Genomic DNA, 22,676 nt, shown 5'->3' with positions numbered 1-22,676 from the left:
CCAAGCCCACGTGACCCCTGGCGGCGCCTCCCGCATCGACTTGCCGCAAGACGTTGCCTCCCGCGCCTACTTGCCACAACATGTGGCAACCCGAGGGAACGGCCGGCCCGGAGCGGGGCGTGCCGGCGGGATGAGGCGGGTGGGCAGTGCCCTCGCCGCGGCAGTGCTCGCCCTCGGCGCGGGGCTGTTCGGGGCCGCCACGCCGGCGAGTGCCGAGGCCCGGGTGGCGATCGCGGTCGAGGGCAGCACGGCGACGGATGCGGCGGGCCTCCCCCTGCTGAGCCCGGATGCCCCGTCGACCCTGACCGTCACCGGCTCGGGCTTCCAGTCGGTGCAGGGCGGGTTCGGCGGGATCTACGTGCTCTTCGGCTGGGTGGATCCCGCCGGATCCTGGCAGCCGAGTCTCGGCGGGGCCACCGGCACGAGCTACCGCTACGCGATGGACGACGAGACGAGCCCGGCGGGGTACCAGCAGTTCGTGGCGTTCCCCGGGGGCGCGACCGAGGCATCCGCCTCTTCGGGCGTGATCGCCGCCGACGGCAGCTGGTCGGCGACTGTCGTGGTGCAGGGACCGGTGTTCGAGACGTTCGACCGCGAGAACAACCCCGTGCAGGTGGACTGCCTGGCCACGCAGTGCGGTGTGATCACGATCGGCGCGCATGGCGTCGCCAACCCGACCAACGAGACGTTCACCCCGGTGGCGTTCGGCTCGATCGCTCCCACGCCCACCCCCGAACCCGCCACGGGGACCGCCGCACCGGGGCCCGCGGTCGGCGCCGGGGAATCGACGGGAACTGCCGTTCCACTCGACGACGTCGCCGCGGCCACAGGGTCGAGCGACCCCGCTCCCGCCCTGGTCGGAGTCGCGATCGGAGTCGTGGTCGCGGCCGTGATCGCCACTGTCGTCGTGGTGTCCGTGCGCCGGCGCCGGCACGCTGCGAGCCCTGCATCGAAGGAATAACACCAGTGGGTTGCCTATTAGGTAAGCCTTACCTAAATTAGGAAGCATGCAGAGTTTCGAGTTCGCCCCCGGCAACCTCGCACACGCGCTCCTCTCGGGTGACACCAGCGACCTGGGAGCGATCACGCGCATCCTGCGCGAGCTGCCGGACGACGCCTACGGGCAGGTCTACATCGAGATCGTGTCGCCCATCCAGATCCGGCCGCTCGAGCGGCCAGCCGGGGTCTCGCTCACCTGGCTGCGGCGCGATCTCGTGCCGCACGGCCTGCTCGAGATCGCACCGCGCGGCGAGCTCATCTGCTCGGCGGTGTGCGCATGGGTCGCCGAATGGATGCCCGAGGCGCTGACCGATGGCGGCGAGCGCATCACCCTGTGGGTGGGCTGCAACGCCAGCCCACGCGTCGGCGCGATGTACCGCGAGCTGGCCTCCCGCATCTCGAACGAGGCGCTCGACGCCATCGACGACTGACCTCCTCGCGACTCGCCAGAATCCGGTCCATCCGAGGCGATTTGGACCGGATTCTGGCGAGTCGCGAGGAGGGGAGGGTGGGGTGGGGGCGGGGCGGGGGTCAGGCGAGGCGCATCGTGGCGCCGGCGCGCGCCGCGAACGCGCGGGCCGTGCCGGCGATCGTGCGCTGCATCACGCCGACCGCGGCGGTAGGCACCACGCCGGTCGGCCGCGCCAGGCTGATCGTGCGCGTCAGCGCCGGCGCCGCGAGACGCACCGAGCGCAGACCGGGCCGGTCGATCAGCACCATCGCCGGCACGATGGCCACACCGAGGCCGCGCTCCACGAACCGCAGCACGGCATCCATCTCCGCGCCCTCGAGCACCACCTCGGGCGTGAGCCCCGCCACGGCGAAGGCATCGTCGGTCGTACCGCGCAGGTCGTAGCTCGAGCTGAACACGATCTGCGGCAACGCGGCCACCTCGGCGAGCCCGATCGTGCCTCGTCGGCGCGTGGCCAGTGGCGGCGCAGCGGCCGACGAGATCACCACCAGCTCCTCCACCAGCAGGGGTGCCACGGTGAACGGCTCCGCGGATGAGGGCGCGGAGGTCGTGATCAACGCCAGGTCGAGCTCCCCTCCCGCCAGCTCGTCGAGCAGTCGCCGCGACCCGTGCTCGGAGAGGTGCAGCTCGATGCCCGGATGGTCGGCATGGAACGCACTGAACACCTCGGCCACCAGGCTGATGCAGAGCGTCGGCGTCGCGCCGAGCCGCACCACTCCGCGCTGCAGCCCGGCGAGTTCGGCGAGTTCGCGGCGCACCGAGTCGGCGTCGGCAAGCATCCGTCTCGCCAGGGGCAGCAGCGACTCCCCCGCCACCGTCAGCGTGCTTCCGCCACGAGCCCGCACGAAGAGCTCGGCGCCCAGATCGAGCTCCAGGGCCGCGATCTGCCGGCTCAGCGAGGGCTGCGCGAGATGCAGGTTCTCGGCCGCCCGGGTGAAGTTGCCCACCCGCGCCACCTCGGTGAACGCGCGCAGCTGTTCGAGGTTCATTGTCATAGCGTAACCGCATCGCCATGACGCCTTATATGCATTGGAGTAATCCCGATCGACTGCTTAGCGTGGAGCGCATGAGCCCTTCAGAACGCCAGATCTCCACCACCGTGCTCGTCATCGGCACAGGCGGTTCCGGCCTCCGCGCCGCCATCGAACTCTCCGAGCAGGGCGTCGACGTGCTCGCCGTCGGCAAGCGCCCCAAGTCGGATGCGCACACCTCCCTCGCGGCCGGCGGCATCAATGCGGCCCTCGCCACCATGGACCCCGACGACAGCTGGCAGCAGCACGCCGCCGACACCCTGAAGGAGTCGTACCTGCTGGCGAATCCGCACACGGTCGAGATCGTGACCTCCGGAGCCGCGCAGGGCATCGACGACCTCGAACGCTACGGCATGCCGTTCGCCCGCGAGGACGACGGCCGCATCTCTCAGCGCTTCTTCGGCGCCCACACCTACCGCCGCACGGCGTTCGCGGGCGACTACACGGGTCTCGAGATCCAGCGCACCCTCATCAACCGGGCCGCGCAGCTCGACATCCCGGTGCTCGACACCGTGTACATCACGCGCATCCTGGTGAACGACGACGGCGCGGTGTTCGGGGCCTACGGCTTCGACCTCGAGAACGGCACCAAGTACCTCATCCACGCGGACGCGGTCATCCTCGCCGCCGGGGGCCACAACCGCATCTGGCGTCGCACCTCGAGCCGTCGCGACGAGAACACGGGCGACTCGTTCCGCCTCGCCGTCGAGGCGGGCGGGCGGCTGCGCGACCCCGAGCTCGTGCAGTTCCATCCGTCGGGCATCATCGAGCCCGAGAACGCGGCGGGCACCCTCATCTCGGAAGCGGCACGCGGAGAGGGCGGCATCCTGCGCAACGGCCTCGGCGAGCGCTTCATGCACAAGTACGATCCCGAACGCCTCGAGCTCTCCACCCGTGACCGCGTGGCCCTCGCCTGCTACACGGAGATCAAGGAAGGGCGCGGCACCCCGAACGGCGGAGTGTGGCTCGACGTCTCCCATCTTCCGCGCGAGACCATCATGACGAAGCTGCCGAGGGTGTACCAGACGATGCTCGAGCTGCAGATGCTCGACGTCACGAAGGAGCCGATCGAGATCGCACCCACGGCGCACTACTCGATGGGCGGCGTGTGGGTGCGGCCGGAGGACCACGGCACGGATGTCCCCGGCCTCTACGCCATCGGCGAGGCCTCCTCGGGGCTGCACGGAGCGAACCGCCTCGGCGGCAATTCGCTGATCGAGTTGCTCGTCTTCGGGCGGATCCTGGGCCAGGCGGCCGCGGCGTACTCGTCCGCGCTGCCGGCTCAGCAGCGCTCGGCGGCGGCGGTCGCGGTGGCGCGCGACGAGATCGACGCACTGCTCGCCGCCGACGGCCCCGAGAACGTGCGCGCGCTGCAGCGCGCCATCCGCAACACCATGACCGAGCACGCGGGCGTGGTGCGCGACGAGGCCGGGCTGCGCGCCGGACTGGCCGAGCTCGACGCGATCGAGGCCCGCATCCCGTCGGTGGGCGTGCACCCCGACATCGCGGGCTACCAGGATCTCGCTCACGCCTTCGACCTCAAGTCGGCCGCCCTCGCGGCGCGCGCCACCCTCGAGGCGGCGCTCGAGCGTCGCGAGACCCGCGGATGCCACAACCGCTCCGATTACCCGGCGCTCGACCCGGCGCTGCAGGTGAACCTCGTGTGGTCACCGTCGGCGGGCGTGGTGCGCGAGTCGATCCCGGACATCCCGTCGGAGATCGCGGCGCTCATGCGCGAGGAGGTCGCGGTGGCGGGCAAACTGCTGGAGTAGCGGGCACCGCATCGCGCGCCGCCCGGGATCGACGGGGTTCCCCGCGATGAGATGCGCGGGGGCCGGCGAGACGGATAATCTCGGGGCGCCGGGGTCGGGGTGATCCGCGGTGGGCGGTCATCAGGGGGTTTCACCGTGCGTTCACGGATCATCGCAGCGAGCACAGTCATCGTGATCTCGGGGGTGATGCTGCTCGGGGGCGTGAGCGCCGCGAGCGCGACGCCTGCCGTCCCACTCGCCACGGCGCCGGAGCCCGCGCCGGCGCCGGAGCCGGTGCCGACGGAACAGGTACCGACGGAACAGGTGCTGGCGCCACTGCTCGAGGAGCTCGTCGCGTCGGGCGCCGATCCCACCTCACCGGAGACCGCCGCCGAGCTGTCGGTCGCACCCGAGGGCCCGGGCAGTCTGCAGACGGATGCGCAGGATCGGGTCGTGGTCACCGCCACCTTCCAGGGCGGTGTCGATGATGCCCGGCTCGCGGCCGTCGCCGCACTCGGCGAGGTGCGGGCCGTCTCACCGTTCCTTCCGAAGGTGACGGTCGCCGTGGCCTCCGAAGCGCTCCCCGCCCTCGCCGCCGTCGACGGCGTGGTCGGCGTCGCCGCGGATCTCGCCGCATCGACGGGCTCGACGAGCCTCGCGACCACGGCGTCTGCGACATCCGCTGCCACCGCTGCCGTCGCATCCGCTGCACCTGCCGCGGCAGGCTGCCGGAGCGTGCCGGTCGACGTCGACGCCGGCCTCAACTCGGCAGCGGCGCGCGAACGCTTCGGCGTCGACGGCACCGGAGTGACCGTCGGCATCATGTCGGACTCGTTCGACACCAACGCCGACGCCCTCACCACCTGGGCCACCGATGTCTCCCTCGGCGTGCTCCCCGGGCCGGGCAACCCCTGCGGCCACACGCAGCCCGTCGAGATCGTGGGCGCCGCGCAGCCCGTCGGCACCGACGAGGGCCGCGGCATGGCGCAGATGGTGCACGGCGTCGCACCGGGCGCCCGACTGATGTTCGCCACCGGTACCGCCAGCACGAGCACCTTCTCGGCATCCGTGAAGGCACTCGTCGACGCCGGTGCCGACGTGATCGTCGACGACATCAACCTCTGGTACGCCGAGCCCATGTTCCAGGACGGCGAGATCAGCCTGGCCATCGACTACGCGGTCGCGCACGGCGTGCTCTACGTCTCGGCGGCCGACAACTTCAACGAGTTCGGCCTCAACCAACCCGAATACGCCACCGCGATCGGCGGATGGGCGAGCAGCGTGTACTCCCCCACCGACTGCCCGGCCGGTATCGCCGCGGCCGTGGGCAGCTCGCAGATCGACTGCCACAACTTCGGCACCACGGTCGATCCGGACCCCACCAACAACATGATCGCGATGAACACCGAGGGGAGCCATCCGTCGTTCGCCTCGGTCTTGAACTGGGCGGAGCCGGTGAACGGCGTGCACGGCAACCTGATCGTCGCGCTGATCGACCACGAGACGCAGGACGTGCTGTTCACCGGCAGCCGCGCCGACACGAGTCTGCCGATCTCGAGCTATTCGGGCATACTCCCGAGCACGACGACAGGGTCTGAACCGCCGACGAGCCTCGGCGTGTACGAGGTGGTGGTGGTGCGGCAGCTCGACGGGTACGACCCGGTGCTCCCCGCCTTCAAGTACATCTTCCCGAACGACCAGGCCGGCACCGTTCGCGACATCCAGTACTACCAGAACACCGACACGGTGACCGTGGGCCCGACGATCTTCGGCCACACCGCCGACGCCGACGTGCTCTCGGTCGGCGCCTCCGACTGGCGCGACCTGGTCTACAACGAGGCATTCTCGTCCGTCGGCCCGGTCTCCCACCTGTTCGAGCCGGTGCGAGCGGATGGCGCGCCCTCCGCCCGTCTCGCAGCGCCGCTCACCCGCAGCAAGCCGGACATCACCTCGCTCGACGGCGCCCAGACCTCGTTCTTCGAGCCGCCCGTGGCCCCCGACGGCAACTACTACTTCTACGGCACCTCGGCCGCCTCACCCAACGCGGCCGCCGTCGCGGCTCTCGCGATCCAGTACTCGCCGCAGTCGAGTGCCGCCGAGGTGAAGCGGGCGATGACGTCGACGGCCGGGCCGATGGAGAATCCCTATCCCAACCTGAGCGACGAGAACGTCTACGGCGCCGGGCTCCTGAACGCCGAGGCGACGCTCGCGGCGCTGCCCGCGGCTCCGGCGCCCGCGTTCACGGGTGATGGCAGCACCACGCTCGCCGCCACGGGCGTTCCGCTCAGTGATGCGCTCTCCGGGCTTCTGCTCGCCGGGTTCTCGCTGGGGGCGGGGGCGGTCGCCCTCGTGGTTCGGCGGCGGCGCTCTGCCCGATGATGACGATTTGTCGATATCGGGCGAGTCATGTGAGAGTATTCCTCAATTGAGTCGGGGACGGTCCCCGAACCATGAGGAGATCACCGTGTCGAATTCCACTCTCGCCACCGCCCCCGCCGGCACCGACTACCCGGGCAAGATGCTCGGCATCGTGGGCCTCGTGCTCGCGGTGCTCTTCAGCGTCGTCGGGCTGATCGTCAGCGCCGTCGCGCTGTCGCAGTCGAAGAAGGCCGGCTACAAGAACGTGCCCGCACTGGCCGGCATCATCGTCGGGGCGATCTCGCTCGTTCTGGGCGTCGTGTTCGCCATCATCGGCATCATCGCGGCCGCGGCGGGCGCAGCGATGTCGTACTGAGCCGGAGAGCGGATGCGCGCACGCCGCACGCCGAGTTCGGGAATTTAGTTGTGCCTACAAGTGTTTTAATGGGCACTATGACGAACGCTGCCGACCTTCTCGCCCCCGACACCGCGATGGGCGCCGTGACCCTTCGGGTCGGCGACCTCGACCGCATGATCGCCTACTACCGCGATGCCGTGGCCCTCGACCTCATCTCGCACGTGGGCGACATCGCGGTGCTCGGCCGCGGCGGCGTGCCGGCGCTCATCCTGCAGCACGCCCCCGAACTGAAGAACCCCGAACCGCGCTCCGCCGGGTTGTTCCACACGGCGATCCTGTTCGACACCGAAGCCGCGCTGGCCGCATCCGTCTATTCCGTGGCGACCAGGTTCCCGCAGTCGTTCACCGGGTCGAGCGACCACCTCGTGTCGAAGGCCTTCTACTTCACCGACCCCGAAGGCAACGGCGTCGAGCTCTACTGGGATCGCGACCGTACCGAGTGGAGCTGGGCTCACGGCCAGATCGAGATGTCGACACTCTTCCTCGACCCCAACGTGTTCCTCCAGGAGCACCTCAGCCAGGAGTCCGTCGACGATCCGCGCGCTCCGGCGCTCGGTGGCGCCGCCATCGGTCACGTGCACCTCTCGGTGGGCGACGTTCCGCAGGCCCGCGACTTCTACGTCGACAAGCTCGGCTTCGAGGTCACCACGACATTCGGGCCCAGCGCCCTCTTCGTGTCGGCCGGCGGGTACCACCATCACATGGCCATGAACGTGTGGAACTCGCAGGGCGCCGGCCGGCGGCAGCAAACCCTCGGCCTCGGCCAGGTGGAGATCGTGCTCCCGCACGCCGACGACATCGCCGCGGTCGACGACCGCCTGCGGCACCACGGCTTGCAGACCGCGAACGACGGCCGCACCGTGACGGTCGCCGACCCCTGGGACAACACGCTTCTCTTGCGGCCCGCGAGCGCCTGACCGCCGACGCCCAGACCCTGTCGTCCTCAGACCGGCGGGCGCGCGCCGGGACGTCAGCCGGACTGGCGTGAGCCGGAGAACCTCTGGGCGGATGCGGTCTGCTGGGCGAGCCGCCTCAGCGCCAGAAGCAGCGGTTCCACCAGCACCGTGCCGAGGATGACAAACCGCGCCGCCGCTTCGGCCGAATCGGTGGGGATCTCAGCGATCTCGTCAGCCGCGACGACCATCATCGCCGACGCGTAGCGTTCCAGCGTCTCGTCGGAGAGCTCGAAGCCACCGGCTTCCAGTCCATCGAGCGCCTCCTGCAGCGCGCCGAGGGTCGACGGCGCGCAGTGCGCCGAGTTCCAGCCGAGCCCCTCGACCACCTGGCGCGCCCTGTCCGTGGGCAGCTCGGCGGGATACCGGGGCGTGACGGCGTCGTGAGCGATGCCGAGCAGATCCAATTCCGAGGGCGGATCGGCGATGGCCGCGAGGATGCGCCGGGTGCTCGCGATGCTCTGGCCGGCCGGCCCGACGAGTGCCCGGATGAGCCGCAGCCGTTCCACGTGGGTCTCGTCGTAGTGCGCCTGCGTCGGCGAGGTGAGCCGCCCCTCGTGCAGCAGCCCCTCCCGCAGGTAGTACTTCACCGTGGCCGTCGGCAGGCCTGCCTCCTGGGCGAGTTGTGACATCCGCATCGATCACTCCTTGACATGGATAGTCTAACTATCCAGTATTGGATACCAGGACTATCCATTCTGGAATCCGGCGAGAGGACACCCCATGGCACGAATCACCCCCGGCCGCATGACCCACGACCATTCCGGCGAGCTCGTCGTCTTCCTCATCGGCATGCGCATCAACCGGCCGTGGCGGATCGACCTCTGGTGGCCCGCGTTCATGGCCATGCCGAAGATGCTGCGCGAACTCATGACCGACCCGGACTCGGGACTCATGGGCTTCCGCATGACGATGGGCAGCGGCGGCCCGCTGCTCGTGCAGTACTGGAACTCGCTCGACAAGCTCTACGCCTACGCCTCCGACAGCACGGCCGAGCACCGTCCCGCCTGGGCCGCCTTCAACAAGCGGGCCCGCAAGGTGCCGGGCGCCGTGGGCATCTGGCACGAGACCTTCGTGACCGAACGCGCCGAGAGCATGTACGTGGCGATGCCGCCGACAGGCCTGGCCGCCGCGACGTCTTCGGTGGAGGTCATCCGCTCGCGCGATCGCGCCGCGGCCCGGGCCGAAGCCGGGGCGACGCCCTCGGCCTCGGCCGCCGCGTGACCCCTCGCGGCGATAGGAGGCGGGGTCAAGGCCGGGGGTGGGCAGCCAGCAGGGCGCGCGCAGCGGCGGCGCCCTCCGGGGTGAAGGTGTAGAGACGGCGACGGCGCAGCTGCGTGTCGGTGTGCTCCTCCCACTCGGAGGTGATCCAGCCCTGGCGTTCGAGTCGCTCGAGAATGGGGTACACGGTTCCCGACGGACGGCCCGAACGCTTCATGATGTCGAGGCCGAAGGCCGGGCCTGCGCTCTCCAGCAGCAGGGCGAGCACATCGACGGTGGGCGGCGTCACGCGCTGCAGCGGTTCCATGGCTCCACGCTAGCGAACAGGCGGCGCGTGCCGGTCGGCCGTTCTAGGAATTGCAGAAATGCGTGAAACCTACCCTGTAAAGGGCCGCGGTCTCACGCATTTCCGTAATTTCTAGAGCGCCAGGCGCGATCAGGCCGGGATGCCGGCCTCCTCGGCCGAGACGTCGGCACCCGGCGCCGACGGCGCGAGGGCCGCGGCGACCCGAGCCGACAGCGTCTCGTCGACCTGCGCCCAGTAGTGCAGCACCCGCTCGCGCAGCTCGGGGATCGTCACCTTCGAGACGTGTCCCGCGATGTTCGCCACCAGCCGGTCACGCGCCGCGTCGTCGAGCACCTCGCGCACGAGCGTTCCCGCCTGGCCGAAGTCGTCGTCCTCCGGATGCAGCGTCGCAGCGACGCGCAGCAGCTCGCCATCCGACTCCCAGCCGGAGTCGTCGCCGGCACGCTCCGGCGACGCGTGCGGGCCGCCGAACGAGTTCGGTGCGTACACGGGCTGCGACGCATCCTTGAAGCCGAAGCGCATCGCTCCGTCTTTCGAATAGCTGTTGGACGAGATCGGTGCGTTCACCGGCAGCTGCGCGTGGTTGGTTCCCACGCGGTAGCGGTGCGCATCCGCGTAGCTGAAGATGCGGGCGAGCAGCATCTTGTCGGGCGACGCCGCGATGCCGGGCACGAAATTCGAGGGAGCGAACGTGGCCTGCTCGATCTCGGCGAAGTAGTTCGCCGGGTTGCGGTCGAGCGTCATGGTGCCCACCTCGATCAGCGGGTAGTCGCTGTGCGGCCACACCTTCGTGAGGTCGAAGGGGTTGAAGCGGTACGTCGCGGCATCGGCGTAGGGCATGACCTGCACCGACAGGGTCCACGACGGGAAGTCGCCGCGGTCGATCGCCTCGGAGAGGTCGCGGATGTGGAAGTCGGCATCCTCGCCCGCGATCTGGTCGGCGGCGGCCTGAGACAGGATCTCGATGCCCTGGTTGGTCTTGAAGTGGTACTTCACCCAGAACTTCTCACCCGCGGCATTGATCCACTGGTAGGTGTGCGAGCCGAAGCCGTCCATGTGCCGCCACGACGCGGGCAGCCCCCGGTCGCCCATCAGCCAGGTGACCTGGTGAGCGCTCTCGGGCGAGAGCGTCCAGAAGTCCCACTGCATGTTGTGATCGCGCAGGTGGGTGCCCGGCAGGCGCTTCTGCGAGTGGATGAAGTCGGGGAACTTGATGCCGTCGCGGATGAAGAACACGGGGGTGTTGTTGCCCACCAGGTCGTAGTTGCCCTCATCCGTGTAGAACTTCAACGCGAAGCCGCGCGGGTCGCGCCAGGTGTCGGGCGAGCCCTGCTCGCCGGCGACGGTGGAGAAGCGGGCGAGCATCTGAACGGATGCGCCCGGCTGGAACAGCGAGGCCCTCGTGTACGCGCTCACGTCACCCGTGGTCTGGAACGTGCCGAACGCGCCGCCGCCCTTCGCGTGCACCACACGCTCCGGAACCCGCTCGCGGTTGAACTGGGCGAGCTTCTCGACGAGGTAGTGGTCGTGCAGCACGACCGGGCCGTCGGCACCGACGCTCTGCGAGTGGTCGTCGCTCGCGACGGGAGCGCCGGAATTGGTGGTGGTGAAGGGCGTGGAGGAGGTGTCGGTCATGTCGTCGTCAGTTCCGTTCCGTGTCGTGTTCCTGGTGTTCGTTCGTGCTGTCGTAGTCCATCGGATCGAGCTGGCAATCCGGGCAGAGTCCCCAGAAAGTCACCTCCGCGGTCGTGATCGCGAAGCCGCCGGTCGACGACGGCGCGAGACAGGGGGCCGCCCCGTGCACGCAGTCGACGTCGGCCACGGCCCCGCACCTCGTGCAGACCACGTGATGGTGGTTGTCACCGATGCGCCGCTCGTACCGCGCGGGCGAGCCCGCCGGTTCGATGCGCCGGATGAGCCCGGCCTCGGTGAGTGCGCCCAGCACCACGTAGGTGGCCTGGAGCGAGAACCCGTCGAACTCCCGCTGCACCAGCCGGTGCACGGTGTCGGCGTCCGAATGCGGTGCCTCGCCCAGCGCGCGGAGCACGGCCAGCCGCTGACCCGTGACCCGCAGGCCGGCATCTCTGATGCGCGTCTCGAGGTCGATGGACATGACCCCACGCTAGTCCGTAATTATGAATCATTCATAATAAGTGCGCCGCCCGCGCGTGTCGGGTGCACACTGGTGGGCATGAGCCAGACACCGGATGCGCCGGCTCCCGCCGCCGCGCTCGCCGAGATCGCCTTCCGCCTCGAGCGCGAGCTCGCCCCCTCGTTCAAGGTGAAGGCGTTCCGCCGCGCCTCCGCCGTGATCGACGGCATCGCGGCCGACGAGCTGGAGGCCCGCATCCGCGACGGCCGTCTGCGCCGCACCAAGGGCATCGGCGACTCGACCTTCCTCGTCGTGCAGCAGGCGGCGGATGGCGCCGTGCCCGACTACCTCCAGAAGCTCCGCGACCGCGCCGACCCCGGCAGCGGCCCCGGGGACCCGGTCGACGGCCTGGCCGCGCAGCTCCGCGGCGACCTGCACACCCACACCGAGGCCTCCGACGGCACCGTTCCGCTCGAGCTCATGGCGCGCACCGCCCAGCTGCTCGGCCGCGAGTACGTCGCCATCACCGACCACTCGCCGCATCTCACCATCGCGAACGGCCTCTCGCCCGAGCGGCTGCGCGAGCAGATCGACACGGTTGCCGCGCTGAACGAGGCGCAGCCCGGCATCCGGATCCTCACGGGCATCGAGGTCGACATCCTGGAGTCGGGTGACCTCGATCAGGAGCCCGGGCTGCTCGACCGCCTCGACATCGTGGTGGCGAGCGTGCACTCGCAGCTGCGCGCCGACGAGAAGACGATGACCCGGCGCATGCTCGCGGGCATCGAGCATCCGCGCACCACCGTGCTCGGCCATTGCACCGGGCGGCTCGTGAAGGGGTCGCGCGGCACCCGCCCGCCCTCCGACTTCGACGCCGAGAGGGTGTTCGCCGCGTGCGCCGCGAACGACGTGGCGGTGGAGATCAACTCGCGGCCCGAGCGCCAGGATCCGCCCGACGCCCTCATCGCGGTGGCTCTGGCCGCCGGATGCCTCTTCAGCATCGACAGCGACGCCCACGCACCGGGCCACCTGGGTTTCCTCGGCCTGGGGGCCGCCCGAGCCGAGGCGGCCGGCATCCCGCCCGAGCGCATCATCACCACGTGGCCCCTCGACCAGCTCCTGGCCTGGGCCCGCCCCTAACCGCGAGGCACCCCTCGTCCTCCTCGCGAGTCGCCAAAATCCGGCCTATCTCGAGCGAGATGGACCGGATTTTGGCGAGTCGCGAGGAGGATCAGGCCTGGGAGCGGCGGCGGTTCCTCACGAGGATGCCGGCGGCGCCGCCCACGAGGAGCAGCAGGCCCAGCGCGATCAGCGGGGCGACATCCGCACCCGTGTTCGAGAGGCTGCCCGAGTTGGACCCGGTCGAGCCGGAGCCCGTGCCGGTGCCCGTGCCCGTGCCATAGCCCGGGTCGCCCGCAGCCGCCACGACCGTGATCGTGGTCCAGCCCAGCACGTTGCCGTCGGCATCCAGCACCGCGATCTTGTGCAGGCCGGGGGCCAGATCGGCCGGGATCGTGGCCGTCACCGTTCCGGCGGCCGAGACCTGCTGCCAGTCGGCGATCAGTCGCGGCTCCGAGTAGATCCACACCGAGACCCACTCGCCCGCGTGCTCGGTGCCCACGTAGATCGTGATGGTCGCACCCGGCGTCACCGTGTCGACTCCGATCGAGATGGCACCGAACAGGTCGGTGGGCAGCTGATCCTCCGGCACACCCACCGGCGGGGTGGTCGGCTTGGTCGGCTCTTCGGGCGTGGTGCCCGCGTTCACCGTCACCGGCACCCGCACCACGGTTCCGCTGGGCGAGGCCGTCAGCACGATCTCGCTCGAGGCCGCCGCATCCACCGGCACGGTGAGCGACACGGATGCCGCACCGCCCGTGACGGCGATCGGGTCGAACGTCGCCGCCGATCCGGTCCAGGATGCGCTGAGCGACGTGTTCTGCGGGCTGCCGAGCGACGTCAGGTCGAGACCCGAGACATCGAACGTCACCGTCGAACCGAGCTCCACCGCCGCCGAGGGGGCGCCCGAGACGGATGCTGCCTGCCGGCCGTAGTCGGGCGAGAGACCCTGGTTGGCCTGGAGGTAGGCGATCCACGCATCCCGGTCGATCAGACCGGAGTCGCGGGTATCGGTGCCGTTCACGAACTCCCGGAAGTTGTCGCCTCCCTGGAGCAGGAAGTTGAACGAACCGATGCGGTACGAGGCGCTCGCCACGATCGGTGCTCCGTCGATCCAGATGCCCGTGATGCGGTCACCCGCGGGGCGCGAGGCATCGAAGGTGTACTCGACGTTGTCCGACAGGCCGAGCTTCAGGAACGGACGCGACGGGATGGTGCCGTCGGGGTTCGTCTGCCACTGCTGCTCGAGAACGGTCTTGAACTGGGCGCCCGTGAGCGACGTGGTCCAGAGGTTGTTCACGAACGGCAGCACCGCGTTGGCCTCGGCGAACGTGACCACTCCGTCGGTGTTGGCGGCGTTCGATGTCGTGTCGCCCGCGTAGCGCAACTCGTCGCGCAGACCACCGGGGTTCACCACACCGATCTGGGCGCCGCCGCGATCGGGTGACGAGAGCGACGACACGAGCGAGTCGGCCACCAGGTTGCCGAGCGTCGACTCGGATGCCCGGTCGTCACGCGTCCCCCCGGTGTACCCGGTGGGCCCGTAGGTACCGCCGCTGAACGCCGTGGTGATGTCGCTCGTCACCGATCCGACCGGCTGGTTGCCGATCACGGCGGCGTAGGCGACGGCGTCATCCACGATCTGCTTGACCTCGGCCACGGCCGGGTAGGCCGCCACCAGGTCGGCGTCCGCCGTGGTGACCCGCTTCACGTTCTGCGCCGTGTAGCTCTCGACCGCACCCGTGAGCGGATCGATGGTGAGGACGACGTTGCCGATGTTCTCGCCGTAGTTTCCCGTCTGCAGCACCGGACGGGTCGTGCCCGCCTCACCGGGGACGGGACCGTCCCAGGCGTACTGCTTGTGGGTGTGGCCGGTGAAGATCACGTCGACCGCGGCCGAGGTGTCGTTCACGATCGAGGCGAAAGCGCCACCGGCCGCGAGCTCCTGCTCGAGGGTCGCCCCCTCCACGAGGCCCGCACCGGCGCCTTCGTGGTAGCTGGCGATGATGACATCGGCCTCACCGTTCGACGGGTCGCCGTCGGTCAGCTGGGCCGCCACGCGGTTCACCGCCTCGACGGGGTCGCCGAAGTCGAGACCGGAGATGCCGCCGGGCGAGACCAGTGTCGGCGTCTCCTCGGTGATCGCACCGATGATGCCGACGGTCAAGCCGCCGACCTCCTCGAGTGCGTACTCCTGCAGGGCCGGGGTGGTGGTGCCCTTCGTGTAGACGTTCGCGCCCAGGTAGTCGAACGCGGCGTTCGGGGCATCCGCCGACCCGATGATGCGGTCGGTCAGGTCGCTGTAGCCCTGGTCGAACTCGTGGTTGCCCACCGCGCTCGTCTTCAGGTCGAGAGCGTTCAGCACATCGATCGTGGGCTGGTCCTGCTGAACCGACGAGGCGAAGAGCGAGGCCCCCACGTTGTCACCCGACGAGATGAACAACGAGTTCTCGTGCTGGGTCTTCAGCTGCTCGATCGTGCCCGCGAACTTGACCGTGTTGGCATCGATACGACCGTGGAAGTCGTTGATGTCGATCAGGCTCAGCTCGACCGGGGCCGGAGCCGTGATCGAGACCGGGATGCGCACCACGGTGCCCGAAGGCGACGCGGTGAGCACGAGCTCGCTGTCAGCCGGAGCGTCGATCGGTACCGTCAGCGAGACCGCCGCAGACCCGTTGGTCACCGTGATCGGGTCGAACGTCGCCGCCGACCCGGTCCAGGATGCGCTGAGCGACGTGTTCTGCGGGCTGCCCTGCGACGTCAGGTCGAGACCCGACACCGTGGCGGTCAGCGTCGAACCCAGCTCGACGGGTGCGCTCGGGGCGCCGGAGACCTGCACCGCACCGCGCGAGAACGACGGCGTGAGCGGCGAGTTCTGCTGGATGTAGGAGATCCACGCGTCGCGGTCGATCAGACCCGAGTCGCGGGCGTTCGATCCGTTCGCCATCTCGCGGAAGTTGTCGCCGCCGGTGGTGAGGAAGCTGAACGTTCCGATGCGGTACGAGGCCGCCGGGTCGATCGGCTGGCCGTCGATCCAGATCCCGGTGACGTGCGAGCCCTGTGCCGCCGCCGCGTCGTAGGTGTACTGCACGTTGTCGGAGAGGCCGAGCTTCAGGAACGGACGCGACGGAATGGATCCGTCGGCGTTCGTCTGCCACTGCTGCTCGAGCACCGTCTTGAACTGGGCGCCTGTGAGCGACGTGGTCCAGAGGTTGTTCACGAACGGCAGCACCGCATTCGCCTCGGCGTAGGTCACGGTGCCGTCGGGCGCGTAACGCAGTTCGTCACGCAGACCACCGGGGTTCACCACACCGATCTGAGCACCGCCGCGGTCCTCCGACGAGAGCGACGACACCAGCGAGTCGGCCACGAGGTTGCCCAGCGTCGATTCGGATGCCCGGTCGTCACGTGCCCCGCCGGTGTAGCCGGTGGGTCCGTACGTGCCACCCGTGAATGCGGTGGTGATGTCGGAGCTGACGGAACCGACCGGCTGGTTGCCGATCACGGCCGCGTAGGCGATTGCCGCATCCGTGATCTGCTTGACCTCGGCCACGGCCGGGTAGGCCGCAACCAGGTCGGCATCCGCGGTGGTGACCCGCTTGACGTTCGCGGCGGTGTAGCTCTCGACCTCACCGGTCCGCGCGTCGAGCGTGAGCACGACGTTGCCGATGTTCTCGCCGTAGTTGCCCGTCTGCAGCACGGGGCGCGTCTTGCCCGCCTCACCGGGAACCGGGGCGTCCCAGGCGTACTGCTTGTGGGTGTGGCCGGTGAAGATCGCCGCCACCTTGGGGTCGGTGTCGTTCACGATCGACGCGAAGGCCCCGCCGGCCGCGAGCTCCTGCTCGAGGGTCGCGCCCTCGACGAGACCAGCACCGGCGCCTTCGTGGTAGAGCGCGATGATGACGTCGGCTTCGCCGTTCGTCTCATCGCCGTCGGTGAGCTGCGCGGTCACGCGGTTCACCGCCTCCACCGGGTCACCGAAGTCGAGCTCGGTGATCCCGCCAGGCGAGACCAGCGACTTCGTCTCCTCGGTGATGGCTCCGACGAAGGCCACGGTGAGACCGTCGACCTGCTGCAGCGAGTACTCGTCGAGCGCCGGGGTGGTGGTGCCCTTGAGGTACACGTTCGCGCCGAGGTAGTCGAACGCGGCGTTGGGGTCATCCGCCGACCCGATGATGCGGTCGGTCAGGTCGCTGTAGCCCTTGTCGAACTCGTGGTTGCCCACGGCGCTCGCCTTCAGGTCGAGTGCGTTCAGCACGTCGATCGTGGGCTGGTCGTCCTGAACGGAGGAGGCGAAGAGCGAGGCGCTCACGTTGTCGCCCGAGGAGATGAACAGCGAGTTCTCGTGCTGGGTCTTCAGCTGCTCGATCGTGCCCGCGAACTTCACCGTGTTGGCATCGATTCGACCATGGAAGTCGTTGATGTCGATCAGGCTGAGGTCGACCGTCGAGGGCTCGGCTGCGGCGAAGTCGTAGCCGACCACCACGGGATCGTGGTCGCTGGAGCGCGAGAAGCTCTCGTCGTAGAAGTTCGTCGCGTTGTAGTTGTAGCGGCTGTACTCCTTGGCGATGGTCTCACCCGAGTTGATGTTCCAGATGTCGGTACCGGTGACCTTCGCGTCGGCCGAGGGCGAGGCGAAGATGTGGTCGAGCGATCCGGAGGCACCGTCGAACGAGTAGCTGTACTTGCCGCTCTTCGAGCCCTGGTCGACGTAGCCGGCGTCGGTGATCGCCACGGCCGGGTCCTCCTGCGTGTAGGCGTTGAAGTCGCCGATGAGGAAGACGTCGGTGGTGTCGAGGTCGGCCTGCAGCTGGTCGGAGAAGGCCAGCAGTGCGTTCGCCTGAGCGACACGGGAGGCGTTGGAGGCACCCTGCCCGTCGTTCTGGTCGGCGTCGGCGCCCGAGCCCGAACCCTTCGACTTGAAGTGGTTCACGATGGCGATGAACTGGTCGGCATCGGTGCCGCCGACCTTCTGGAACTCCTGCGCCAGCGGCTGGCGGGCGTTGGCGAAGGCCGGGTCGACGAGAACGTGCGAGTCGCCCACGGGCTCCACGGCGGCCTTCTTGTAGATGAAGGCGGTGCGGATGACGTCCTGCTCGGCGAGCGAGGGCAACGTCGAGGCGTCGGGCGAGGGCACGAACGCCCACTCGTCCGAGCCGAGGGCCGCGTTCAGCGCGTCGGTGAGGGTGGAGAGGGCCGCGTCGCGGTCCTTACCGAACTTCGCCGAGTTCTCGATCTCCTCGAGCGAGACCACCTCGGCACCGAGGCCGTTGATCGCCGAGACGATCTTGGCCTGCTGGCGGGCGAGGCTCGTGGCGTTCGCGGCACCGCGGGCGTCGCATCCGGTGTTCACCGTGACGGGGGTGCCGGCGCGGTCGGTGTAGAAGGTGCAACCGGAGAGCTGGTCGCCGGTGGTGGTGAAGTAGTTGAGCACGTTGAAGCCGGCGATCTGGATGTCGCCTCCCACCGCTTCGGGAGCCTCATCCTTCACCGTGGCGAACGATGCCGGGGCGGTGCCGCCCGCGACGAGCTGCGTCGTGGGCTGGAACTTCCAGGCGTTGTTGCGGTAGTCGAAGATGACGGGCGAGGTGAACGTGGCCTCGGCTCCGACCGTGATGGCCGGGTTGTCGGTGAGGTACGGCAGCGCGATGTTCTTGTTCGCCGTCGAACCGAGGAAGTTGATCGATGCGCCGTCGTCGAGCGTCACTCCCCGAGCGGCGTTCTCGGCCACGGCGGCGGTGTACTCGGCAGTGCCGGGGCGGGCCACCTCGGTGGGCGTGAGGAGCGGGCCGTCGCCTGACGCGAGACCGAGCTCGGCGTACTGGTTGGTGCTGTAGGTGTTGCTCACCGTGAAGGAGCCCTGCGGAGCGACGAGCATGCTCTCGGAGGCCTCGCGTGCGGCCGGCTCCATCGGCAGGGTCAGCGTGAGCGGGGTGATGGGATCGGTGGCTTCGGTGAGCTTCTCGAGGCCGGCAGCCGAGGTGACGTTGAACTCGGTGAGGCCCTGGAACTCGGAGACGTAGCCGGTGAGCTTCAGCGAGTCGCCCACGGCGACGGATGCCACGGTCGAGGCGGAGTAGACGAAGATCGCGTCGGAGGCGGTGCGGCCTGTCGCGTCACCGCCGGTGCCCGGCGTCTGGATCACGTAGCCGTTGAAGCCGCCCGTGGGGTAGACCGCGGTGACGACACCGGTCGTGGTGACGGTGGGGGCGGTGCCGCTCGTCACCGAGAACGGCGAGACGTCGCCCGTTCCCTGGAGCTCGGCGATCGTGTGCACCGGCGGGGCGGTGGGATCGGTGGGATCGGTCGGGTCGGTGGGATCCGTCGGGTCGGTCGGATCGGTGGGGTCGGTCGGATCCGTCGGGTCGGTGGGATCCGTACCGGTGGCCGAGTTCTGCGGCGTGACGGCATCGCCCGACACGAAGTCGGCCGCGTTGTTGTCGGTGTCGGCGAAGTTCGTGCGCGACAGCGAGTTCGGCACGCCGTTGGCGCCGTTCACCGGCACGACCGCACCCTCGAAGGTGTTGGAGGCACCGAAGCCGACGAGGTCGACGATGTCGGCGGTGCCGGAGGGAACCGCACCGACGGGGATCGAGATCGCGGTCGGCTGCGAGGCGAGCACGAGGGTTCCGGTGGTGCCGGAGATGTTGAGCAGCGACCCGCCGTCGAGATCGGGGGTGGGCAGCGCCTCGCCGTTGGCGGCGTTGCCGTTGAAGGCCACCAGGAAGTAGCCGCCGGCCGCGATGGTTCCGCTGAGCGGAGCCACACCGGACGGGGCGGCGGTGCCCGAGGCCGAGCGGTACTGCAGCGACCAGCTGTCGAGCGAGACCGCGGAGGTGCCGGGGTTGTAGAGCTCGACGAACTTCTTGTTGAACGGGGCCGAGGCCGAACCGCCCTTGGAGTACACCTCGTTGATCACCACGCCGTCGCCGACGACGTTCGCGGATGCGGATGTTGCGACCCCGACGAGGGGCGCAGCGAAGAGCGCGCCTCCCAGGATCGTCGCGAGAACCGCTTTGACGGACCTCGTGGCTGACTTCGACATGAATCTCCTCGACCTGACGCTCACACAGATTCCGCCAGGTTAGGGGCCCCGAGTAACAAAAGAAAGACTGAACATTTCGCGCAGGTAAATTAAGTGAAACTGAACCTTTGTCACCCCCTCGGGGGGCATAAGGCTAACGAAGGCACTCTCCGGAGCGCAAGAGCCCGGGCGGGAATTTCTGAACTATTCACCCTCGAACGGGGGCCGGAGACCATCCGCCTACACGTCCCGGGGAGAGGAGTCCAGCCCCCTCGGGTTGCTTCGCTCCCGCACCCCGGATCGGTAGTGTGTGGGTACTCGCACTGGCGCGGGTGATCGGGTCGGCACCGCATCATCGAAGGCCGGGTCCGCATGACCGCAGTCCATCGAAGGCACGGGGGTCGCACATGGCAGAGGCGAGGCGCTGGGGAAGCGCCGAACGAGGTGCGACCGGTGTCGCGCTCTCACCCGGAGGCGGCGATGCGAACCCGCAGCCGATCGTCATCGGCCACGATCGCGATGTCGACGAGGTCGCCGACCGTCTGGCCGCACGCGGGAGCGTCGTGGTCGTCGGGCCGCTCGGATCCGGCAAGAGCTACTTCAATCGAGCCGTCGTCGACGCACTGCGGCTCCGCGGCATCCGCCCCGTCGTCGTGCACGCGGCAGCACCCCTCCAGTCGATCCGGTTCGGTGCACTCAAGGCTGCCGGCGATGCCCGAATAGAACGACTCTGGACGGGCTCGGACTCCGCGGCCGCCGCCGCGGCCGCCGCCGGGGCCGGCCCGATCGTCGTGGTCGTCGACGATGCCCACGCTCTCGACCCCGAGTCGATCGAGACGCTGAGTCGCGCGGTCTACACGCACCAGGCCACCGTGCTGCTCTCCGTCCCGTCGGAGATGCCCGGGCCCGCGCGGCCGGCCACTCCGGCCGCCATCACCGAGTTGTGGCTGGAGGGCGGCGCACAGCGATACGACCTCCATCCGCTCGACCCGGATGAGGCGGAGGAGTTGATCAGCGCCTACGGCGGCGGGGCACTCGACATCGTCACGCGCACGGCGCTCATCTTCCGCGCCTCGGGTTCCCGGATGCTCCTCCGGGAGCTCACGATCGACGCACGGGAGGAGGTCGCCGCCCGGCGCGACCCGCTCGACCCGCATCGCGAGGAGACGCCGGGTTCGCGGCTCTCCGACGCGGTATCGACCATGCTCTCCGACTTCTCCGCCAATCAACTCCGCGCGCTGGCCATCATCGGCCGGCTGAGGGGCATCGTGTTCGCGTCAGCCGCGCGCACCGTGGATCCGGCAGTGCTCGCGTCCCTCATCACGCGCAAGGTCGTGCGCACCGACGACGCTCCCGCACCCGCCCTCTTCGCGAACCCGCTTCTCGCGCGGGCGGCCGAGCGTCAGCTCGAAGCCGGCGAGCTCGATGCGGCCCTCGACCAGATCGCCGTCCGCGCGCTGGCGACACCCGATGTCGACTCCGGTCACACGATCGATCAGCTCGTCGCCACGTTCTGGCTCTCCCAGCGCCCGTCTGTGCCACCACCGGGCGACGTCGATGCCCACGTGCGCTGCCGCATCCTCTCCAGCGCTGCCCGCAGTGCGAACGCGCTCGGGCGCGCCGACCTGGCTCTCGCCTACGTCGATCTCGCTCTCCCCACCGACACGAGCCCCGCCCTTCAGATCGAGGCGTCGAAGGCGCACGCGCGGATGAGGCGCTTCCGGGAAGCCCGCGCCAGCATCGACATCGAGCCCGCGACGCTGAGCCCGAACGACCTCCGCCGGCTGGTGCAGTGGGCGGCCGCGCTCGGCAGCTGGACCGACGGCGCTCAGGCGGTCGAGGATCTGGCTTCCTGGCTCGCCCGCTACGACATCGGCGACTCGGCCGCGGTGATGGAAGTGGAGATGCGACGCTGTCTCGAAGCAGCCCTCCAACTCGAGTGGACAGTGGCGGTCGACTCCGCGATGACCGTGCTGGGCGACAGGGGCGCGCACCTGGACTCCCGCCATGGAGCGGCCCTGGTGTGCGGTGTGGCCCTCTCCGAGCTCGGTCAGGCGGATGCGGCACAGTCCGCGTTCGCCGAGGCCACCCGGATGAACCGCGACCCGATCACCGGGCGCCCGCTCTCGATCAGCCGTGAACTGATCCAGCTCTGCTTCGAGGCGTTCGCCGCCGCACTCGCCGACCCCGGCGGCCCGGTCGCCAAGCCCGCCCCCGAGCGCACCGAACGACTTCAGGCGGCGATCCGTCTCGCGACCGAGCGTGACGATCACGGGGCATTCGGCCTCGCGGGGCTCGCGGCCGGAATCGTGATCGGCGTTCAACGGGACGACGCTCGCGCCGCGCGCGAGTTCACCGCGGCCTTGAAGCGGTTCGACACCGTCGAATTCGCCGTCTGGCGCCCTCTCGTGGTCTATTTCCAGGCCGGATCGCTCGCCCGGCTGGGCGAGGTGGAGCAGGCGCGCTCCGCGATGTCGTCGATCGACCACCGGGTCATGGGCCGATACCGGCTGCTGCGATTCGTGCGCACCGCGACCGAGGCCGAGACGGCGGCTGCCTCCGGTGACCTGGCCGCGGCGCAGGCCGCAGCGGTTCAATCCGTGCAGGAGCGTTCGCACGGGGCCCCCCGTGAACGCGCCGCCGAGTTCGACGCGGTGCACTTCGATCGGATCCTGAGGCTGGCCGCGGAGTCCCGTGCCGGGCGCACGGCATCCGGGGCCCAGGTCGAGCAGCACGAACTCACCGATCGGGAGCACGAGATCGCGCTGCTGGTGGCGCGCCAGCTGAGCAACAAGGAGATCGCCCAGCAGCTCTTCCTCTCGGTGCGCACGGTCGAGTCGCACATCTACACGGCTCGCGGCAAGCTGGGCGCGCGCTCGCGGCGGGAACTGGGGAGACTCGTCGTGGAGAACGACACCTTCCGGGGCTGAT

The 22,676-nt window shown here is 69.5% G+C and carries 15 protein-coding genes; 9 read left to right on the top strand and 6 right to left on the bottom strand.

The window, feature by feature from the left end; translation table 11 throughout:
* Nucleotides 1-139: 139 nt before the first annotated feature.
* Nucleotides 140-961, top strand: a complete 822-nt coding sequence (locus EPO52_RS11145) for a hypothetical protein (RefSeq protein WP_290806058.1) — start codon at nt 140-142, stop codon at nt 959-961.
* A 46-nt stretch (nt 962-1,007) separates the two neighbouring features.
* A complete protein-coding gene (locus EPO52_RS11140) occupies nt 1,008-1,430 on the top strand; it encodes an SIP domain-containing protein (RefSeq protein ID WP_290806056.1) in 423 nt (140 codons plus the stop codon).
* A 100-nt stretch (nt 1,431-1,530) separates the two neighbouring features.
* On the opposite strand, the gene EPO52_RS11135 is transcribed toward EPO52_RS11140, so the two are convergent.
* Entirely contained in the window at nt 1,531-2,466 is a 936-nt protein-coding gene (locus EPO52_RS11135) for a LysR substrate-binding domain-containing protein (protein ID WP_290806054.1), read from the bottom strand.
* Between the two features lie 71 nt (nt 2,467-2,537).
* Here EPO52_RS11135 and EPO52_RS11130 point away from each other — a divergent pair, with 71 nt between their 5' ends.
* From EPO52_RS11130 to EPO52_RS11115, 4 genes are all read left to right on the top strand, one after another.
* The gene (locus EPO52_RS11130; RefSeq protein WP_290806052.1) at nt 2,538-4,274 is read left to right on the top strand and encodes an FAD-dependent oxidoreductase; all 1,737 of its coding nucleotides are present in this window, start codon (nt 2,538-2,540) and stop codon (nt 4,272-4,274) included.
* A gap of 135 nt (nt 4,275-4,409) precedes the next feature.
* A complete protein-coding gene (locus EPO52_RS11125) occupies nt 4,410-6,632 on the top strand; it encodes a S8 family serine peptidase (protein ID WP_290806050.1) in 2,223 nt (740 codons plus the stop codon).
* Between the two features lie 85 nt (nt 6,633-6,717).
* Nucleotides 6,718-6,987: a DUF4190 domain-containing protein gene (locus EPO52_RS11120; protein ID WP_290806048.1), complete on the top strand. Its 270-nt coding sequence runs from the start codon at nt 6,718-6,720 to the stop codon at nt 6,985-6,987.
* Between the two features lie 68 nt (nt 6,988-7,055).
* A complete protein-coding gene (locus tag EPO52_RS11115; protein ID WP_290806046.1) occupies nt 7,056-7,946 on the top strand; it encodes a VOC family protein in 891 nt (296 codons plus the stop codon).
* A gap of 53 nt (nt 7,947-7,999) precedes the next feature.
* Here EPO52_RS11115 and EPO52_RS11110 read toward each other — a convergent pair whose 3' ends face one another.
* Nucleotides 8,000-8,620 (bottom strand): MerR family transcriptional regulator, encoded by a 621-nt coding sequence (locus EPO52_RS11110; protein WP_290806044.1) that lies wholly within the window; start codon nt 8,618-8,620, stop codon nt 8,000-8,002.
* Nucleotides 8,621-8,705: 85 nt separating this feature from the next.
* On the opposite strand from EPO52_RS11110, the gene EPO52_RS11105 reads away from it, so the two are divergent.
* Entirely contained in the window at nt 8,706-9,206 is a 501-nt protein-coding gene (locus EPO52_RS11105) for a DUF4188 domain-containing protein (RefSeq protein ID WP_290806042.1), read from the top strand.
* A gap of 25 nt (nt 9,207-9,231) precedes the next feature.
* Here EPO52_RS11105 and EPO52_RS11100 read toward each other — a convergent pair whose 3' ends face one another.
* From EPO52_RS11100 to EPO52_RS11090, 3 genes are all read right to left on the bottom strand, one after another.
* Complete coding sequence (locus EPO52_RS11100; protein WP_290806040.1) at nt 9,232-9,510, bottom strand: helix-turn-helix transcriptional regulator; 279 nt, start codon at nt 9,508-9,510, stop codon at nt 9,232-9,234.
* A gap of 129 nt (nt 9,511-9,639) precedes the next feature.
* On the bottom strand, nt 9,640-11,145 hold the full coding sequence (locus tag EPO52_RS11095; protein ID WP_290806038.1) for a catalase: 1,506 nt from the start codon (nt 11,143-11,145) through the stop codon (nt 9,640-9,642).
* Between the two features lie 7 nt (nt 11,146-11,152).
* Entirely contained in the window at nt 11,153-11,623 is a 471-nt protein-coding gene (locus EPO52_RS11090) for a Fur family transcriptional regulator (protein WP_290806036.1), read from the bottom strand.
* A gap of 78 nt (nt 11,624-11,701) precedes the next feature.
* Here EPO52_RS11090 and EPO52_RS11085 point away from each other — a divergent pair, with 78 nt between their 5' ends.
* A complete protein-coding gene (locus tag EPO52_RS11085) occupies nt 11,702-12,742 on the top strand; it encodes a PHP domain-containing protein (RefSeq protein WP_290806034.1) in 1,041 nt (346 codons plus the stop codon).
* 91 nt (nt 12,743-12,833) lie between these two features.
* Here the strand turns inward: EPO52_RS11085 and EPO52_RS11080 are convergent, their stop codons facing one another.
* Complete coding sequence (locus EPO52_RS11080) at nt 12,834-19,766, bottom strand: ExeM/NucH family extracellular endonuclease (protein WP_290806032.1); 6,933 nt, start codon at nt 19,764-19,766, stop codon at nt 12,834-12,836.
* Nucleotides 19,767-20,152: 386 nt separating this feature from the next.
* Between EPO52_RS11080 and EPO52_RS11075 the strand changes: the two genes are divergently transcribed.
* Nucleotides 20,153-22,675 carry a LuxR C-terminal-related transcriptional regulator gene (locus tag EPO52_RS11075; RefSeq protein ID WP_290806030.1) on the top strand — a complete coding sequence of 841 codons (2,523 nt, stop codon included), beginning with the start codon at nt 20,153-20,155 and terminating at the stop codon, nt 22,673-22,675.
* Nucleotide 22,676: the final 1 nt, after the last annotated feature.

The sequence above is a fragment of the Herbiconiux sp. genome (genome assembly GCF_004297105.1).
GTDB lineage: Bacteria > Actinomycetota > Actinomycetes > Actinomycetales > Microbacteriaceae > Herbiconiux.
Note: the sequence above shows the minus strand (reverse complement) of the source record. Positions and strands in the feature narration are given on the sequence as shown.